General features: G+C 47.8%; 2 tRNA genes and 3 rRNA genes. All 5 read right to left on the bottom strand.

Annotation, left to right across the window (positions count from 1 at the left end):
- Nucleotides 1–47: 47 nt before the first annotated feature.
- Nucleotides 48–159 (bottom strand): 5S ribosomal RNA (gene rrf / locus J7E57_RS26510).
- Nucleotides 160–290: 131 nt separating this feature from the next.
- Nucleotides 291–3,167 (bottom strand): 23S ribosomal RNA (locus J7E57_RS26505).
- 431 nt (nt 3,168–3,598) lie between these two features.
- Nucleotides 3,599–3,675, bottom strand: a tRNA-Ala gene (locus tag J7E57_RS26500).
- Nucleotides 3,676–3,759: 84 nt separating this feature from the next.
- Nucleotides 3,760–3,834 (bottom strand) — tRNA-Ile (locus J7E57_RS26495).
- 280 nt (nt 3,835–4,114) lie between these two features.
- Nucleotides 4,115–5,636: ribosomal RNA gene (locus J7E57_RS26490) — 16S ribosomal RNA — on the bottom strand.
- The 16S, 23S and 5S rRNA genes sit together here with 2 tRNA genes alongside, the layout of an rRNA operon.
- Nucleotides 5,637–6,186 lie beyond the last annotated feature (550 nt).

Below are 6,186 nucleotides of genomic sequence, written 5' to 3'. Positions count from 1 at the left end.
TAACGAAGAAAACCCCTCGACTCATCGTCAAGGGGTTTCTTTTTAAGATCTGGCACCGACCTACTCTCCCACGTGTTACCGCAGTACCATCGGCTCTGGTGGGCTTAACTTCTCTGTTCGGAATGGGAAGAGGTGGACACCACCGATATAGGCACCTGAATATTTTATTGAGGTAGAAGCCTGGAGGGTATGAAGGTAGAAGGTATTCACCTTTTGCCTCAAACCTTTCGCCTTAAACCTTAAACATTATTGAAAGAAGTTATTATGAAGAACAAACAACAGTCTGTTTGCTTTGAAAGCTTCGGATGATTAGTACTACTCGACTGTGGTGTCACCACCTTTACATCTGTAGCCTATCAACGTAGTAGTCTTCTACGGTCCTATATGGAATTCTCATCTCGTGGCTAGTTTCGCACTTAGATGCTTTCAGCGCTTATCTATTCCCAGCGTAGCTACTCTGCAATGCCCCTGGCGGAACAACAGATTCACTAGAGGCTAGTCCAACCCGGTCCTCTCGTACTAAGGTCAGCCCCACTCAAAATTCCTACGCCCACAACAGATAGGGACCGAACTGTCTCGCGACGTTCTGAACCCAGCTCGCGTGCCACTTTAATCGGCGAACAGCCGAACCCTTGGGACCTTCTCCAGCCCCAGGATGTGACGAGCCGACATCGAGGTGCCAAACCTCCCCGTCGATATGAGCTCTTGGGGGAGATCAGCCTGTTATCCCCAGCGTACCTTTTATCCTTTGAGCGATGGCCCTTCCATGCAGAACCACCGGATCACTATATCCGTCTTTCGACCCTGATCGACTTGTCTGTCTCACAGTCAAGCAAGCTTATGCTATTGCACTCCGCGTACGGTTACCAAGCGTACTGAGCTTACCTTTGAAAGCCTCCGTTACCTTTTTGGAGGCGACCACCCCAGTCAAACTACCCATCAAACAATGTCTCCGATAAGATCGGATTAGACACCGAATACAGAAAGGGTGGTATTTCAACGTTGGCTCCACGACGCCTAGCGACGCCGCTTCAAAGCCTCCCACCTATCCTACACATCCTGTATCCAATGTCAATGTTAAATTGTAGTGAAGGTGCATGGGGTCTTTCCGTCCCGTTGCGGGTACCCGGCGTCTTCACCGGGACCACAATTTCACCGAGCTCATGGCTGAGACAGCGCCCAGATCGTTACACCATTCGTGCAGGTCGGAACTTACCCGACAAGGAATTTCGCTACCTTAGGACCGTTATAGTTACGGCCGCCGTTTACTGGGGCTTCGATTCAATGCTTCTCCTTGCGGATGACATCCCCTCTTAACCTTCCAGCACCGGGCAGGTGTCAGGCCTTATACCTCATCTTTCGATTTTGCAAAGCCATGTGTTTTTGTTAAACAGTCGCCTGGGCCTTTTCACTGCGGCTTACATTGCTGCAAGCGCCCCTTCTCCCGAAGTTACAGGGCCATTTTGCCGAGTTCCTTAGCCATGATTCACTCGAGCACCTTAGAATCCTCTTCCCGGATACCTGTGTCGGTTTGCGGTACGGGTTTTTATAACCTGAAGCTTAGCGGTTTTTCTTGGAAGTCTGATTACCTGCGCTATCCGCTTACCCGAAGGCTCGCGGTACTATCGACTTTCAGCTAGATCGGCGGATTTGCCTACCGTTCTAATACCTACTGTCTTTAACGATCTATTCCGTCAGATCGCGGCAGTGTCACTACTCCGTCCCCACATCGCAGTTATAAAAAGTACTGGAATATTAACCAGTTGTCCATCGAATTTCCCCTTCGGGTTCTCCTTAGGTCCCGACTGACCCTGATCCGATTAGCGTTGATCAGGAAACCTTATCCTTTCGGTGGGCGGGTTTCTCTCCCGCCTTATCGTTACTTATGCCTACATTTGCTTTTCTAGAAGCTCCAGCACCCATTACCAGATACCTTCGCTGCCGCTAGAATGCTCCCCTACCGATATATTTCAATCCCATAGCTTCGGTGAACAGTTTAATGCCCGTTTATTATCCATGCCCGATCGCTCGACTAGTGAGCTGTTACGCACTCTTTAAATGAATGGCTGCTTCCAAGCCAACATCCTAGCTGTCTGTGCAATCGGACCTCGTTAGTTCAACTTAACTGTCACTTGGGGACCTTAGCTGATGGTCTGGGTTCTTTCCCTCTCGGCGCGTGACCTTAGCACCCCGCGCCTCACTGCAGATCATATTTCATAGCATTCGGAGTTTGTCTGGATTTGGTAGGATTTGACTCCCCCGCACCCAATCAGTAGCTCTACCTCTATGAAACTTAATATCCACGCTGTTCCTAAAAACATTTCGGGGAGTACGAGCTATTTCCCAGTTTGATTAGCCTTTCACCCCTACCCACAGATCATCCGGAAACTTTTCAACGTTTATCGGTTCGGTCCTCCAGTACGTGTTACCGCACCTTCAACCTGTCCATGGGTAGATCACAAGGTTTCGCGTCTACCCCCTCTGACTATACGCCCTATTCAGACTCGCTTTCGCTTCGGATCCGTGCCTTAGACACTTAACCTTGCCAGAGAGGAGTAACTCGTAGGCTCATTATGCAAAAGGCACGCCGTCACGCAACTTGTACGCTCCGACCGCTTGTAAGTACACGGTTTCAGGTTCTATTTCACTCCCCTGTTCGGGGTTCTTTTCACCTTTCCCTCACGGTACTGGTTCACTATCGGTCTCTCAGGAGTATTTAGCCTTACCGGATGGTGCCGGCAGATTCCCACAAGGCGTCTCCGACCTCGCGGTACTCAGGATACTACTAGCCTAGCATTCTATACGTGTACCGGGCTATCACCGTGTATCGCTGGGCTTCCCATCCCATTCCACTTCTGTTTGCTAATGACACATTGTAGTCCTACAACCCCCACTTTGCCGTAACAAGGTAGGTTTGGGCTCTTTCCCTTTCGCTCGCCACTACTTAGGAAATCATTGTTATTTTCTCTTCCTCTGCTTACTTAGATGTTTCAGTTCGGCAGGTTTGCTCATTATATGTGACATGTCTTCAACATGCCGGGTTGCCCCATTCGGAAATCTTCGGATCAATTCCTATTTGCAAATACCCGAAGCTTATCGCAGCTTATCACGTCCTTCATCGCCTCTGAGAGCCAAGGCATCCCCCGTGTACTCTTTATTACTTTCTTCTACTCATACGCCTTTTGCGCCGTATGGTATGCTTTTTTTGCTCTTGTCATGATGTCTCATACCTCGCTTTGTATTGCTACTCCGTCCGGTGAGCACAAACACAACAGTCGCCTATTGTTGTTTGCTCTTCTTTTTTAACTTCTTCCAATATGTCAAAGAACTTTATTAAGGTATAAGGCTGAGGGTATAAAGGTTTAGGGTTTAATGTGCCCCAACCTAAGCCTGTAGCTTATTCCTTATTAGTAAAAAATGCGGTCTCGAACCGTTTCATATATATTACTATATATGTGCCCCGTGGCGTTTCTTCTTTCTTAATCTTTATGTCAATGTATATTACCGATCCCGGTAATCTTTGTATTATATTATGTTGCGGTGTGTTTCAGCCATAGGTATTACCCTAAACCCTCTACCTTTTAACCCTCAACCTTAATGGTGGAGAATAACGGAGTCGAACCGTTGACCTCCTGCGTGCAAGGCAGGCGCTCTAGCCAGCTGAGCTAATCCCCCAGAGTATAGTTTTGAGTTCGGAGTGTTCAGTTTGGAGTATTCATAACTCCCAACCCGTTTCTCTAAACTCCCAACTCTAATGTGTAGTCCCGTCCAGATTTGAACTGGAGACCCCTACATTATCAGTGTAGTGCTCTAACCAGGCTGAGCTACGGGACTGTTGATTTTAAGGTCGGCGTCCGTATGCAGTATATAGTATCTTACCGCTACTGCTTTCCTTTGGCTTTCCCCATCTTCCGTTCCGTTATGCTTATACCTTTATAGGCTGCACTCCGTTGTCTTCTGGGTGTTTCTTTTTTCTCTTGTGTGTTTTAAAGTAAAGGTATCATGCTCTTAGTATCAGGGATCAAGACCTTAAGCCTTATAACCCTCTACCTTAAACCTTATTACCTTAATTCGAAATATCATGTTGCGTGGCGAGTAGGTGGTACTACTCCAGAAAGGAGGTATTCCAGCCGCACCTTCCGGTACGGCTACCTTGTTACGACTTAGCCCCAGTTATCGGTTTTACCCTAGGACGCTCCTTGCGGTTACATACTTTAGGTACCCCCAACTTCCATGGCTTGACGGGCGGTGTGTACAAGGCCCGGGAACGTATTCACCGCGTCATTGCTGATACGCGATTACTAGCGAATCCAACTTCATGGGGTCGAGTTGCAGACCCCAATCCGAACTGTGAATGGCTTTGTGAGATTCGCATCATATTGCTATGTAGCTGCCCTCTGTACCATCCATTGTAGCACGTGTGTAGCCCCGGACGTAAGGGCCATGATGACTTGACGTCGTCCCCTCCTTCCTCTCTGTTTGCACAGGCAGTCTGTTTAGAGTCCCCACCATAACGTGCTGGCAACTAAACATAGGGGTTGCGCTCGTTGCGGGACTTAACCCAACACCTCACGGCACGAGCTGACGACAGCCATGCAGCACCTAGTTTCGTGTGATTGCTCACTCATTTATCTCTAAATGATTCACTAACTTTCAAGCCCGGGTAAGGTTCCTCGCGTATCATCGAATTAAACCACATGCTCCTCCGCTTGTGCGGGCCCCCGTCAATTCCTTTGAGTTTCAATCTTGCGACCGTACTCCCCAGGTGGAACACTTAACGCTTTCGCTTAGCCGCTGACTGTGTATCGCCAACAGCGAGTGTTCATCGTTTAGGGCGTGGACTACCAGGGTATCTAATCCTGTTTGATCCCCACGCTTTCGTGCCTCAGCGTCAATAAGACCATAGTAAGCTGCCTTCGCAATCGGTGTTCTGAGACATATCTATGCATTTCACCGCTACTTGTCTCATTCCGCCTACCTCTAGTCCATTCAAGCCCATCAGTATCAAGGGCACTGCGATAGTTGAGCTACCGTCTTTCACCCCTGACTTAACAGGCCGCCTACGCACCCTTTAAACCCAATAAATCCGGATAACGCTTGGATCCTCCGTATTACCGCGGCTGCTGGCACGGAGTTAGCCGATCCTTATTCTTCCGGTACATTCAGCTCATTACACGTAATGAGGTTTATTCCCGGATAAAAGCAGTTTACAACCCATAGGGCAGTCTTCCTGCACGCGGCATGGCTGGTTCAGAGTTGCCTCCATTGACCAATATTCCTTACTGCTGCCTCCCGTAGGAGTCTGGTCCGTGTCTCAGTACCAGTGTGGGGGGCCATCCTCTCAGATCCCCTAGTCATCGTCGCCTTGGTGGGCCGTTACCCCGCCAACTAGCTAATGACACGCATGCCCATCTCAATCCCATAAATGTTTGATCATTGGATAATGCCATCCTGTGATTTTATGCGGTATTAATCCGGATTTCTCCGGGCTATCCCCCAGATTAAGGTAGGTTGCATACGCGTTACGCACCCGTGCGCCACTTTCGATAAAAGCAAGCTTCTATCTATCGTTCGACTTGCATGTATTAGGCCTGCCGCTAGCGTTCATCCTGAGCCAGGATCAAACTCTCCATTGTAAAATGTGTTGTAAGATGCTGACCAGTTTTAACTATTGTTAAAAATAGTCTTCTTTTTTGTTATGTTGTCTGTTAGACACCACCTTTAAAATAAAGCTACGTAATCATGTACTTTGATCGGTACTCCATTACCTCGCTACGCTACATTGACATCTCTTTTAAGAACTTATTGACCAGGTAAGCCTCACGGCCGGTCATTTTATATCGTTAAACTTCAGTTGCGGAAAGTCTTGTTCGTCTCTCCTGTGTTTCTGTTTATCTCAATCTTTTTTTTCTATCTTTCCGACATCCGCCGTTCCGATTTTTTTGCCCTTCCTTTCGGTTGGGAGTGCAAAGGTAAGGATCTTTTCCGGAATCACAAATAAAATAAATTTTATTTTTTTCATCCCTCTTTTTCCTCTTTCCCTCTATTTCAATACGCTAATTTTATTTAGCTTCCCGTTCTTCCGATCAGGGCTGCAAAGGTAGCAATCTTTTACTCTTCCGCAACATTTATTTTAAAATAAATCCTGCCCTCCTTATCCCTGCGCCATCCTTTCATTCAAAACCC

Origin of the sequence: Pedobacter sp. ISL-64, assembly GCF_018613605.1 — a bacterium.
In the GTDB taxonomy this organism is placed as follows: Bacteria; Bacteroidota; Bacteroidia; order Sphingobacteriales; family Sphingobacteriaceae; genus Pedobacter.
The sequence above is the reverse complement of the archived record's forward strand: the minus strand, read 5'-3'. Positions and strand labels throughout refer to the sequence as shown.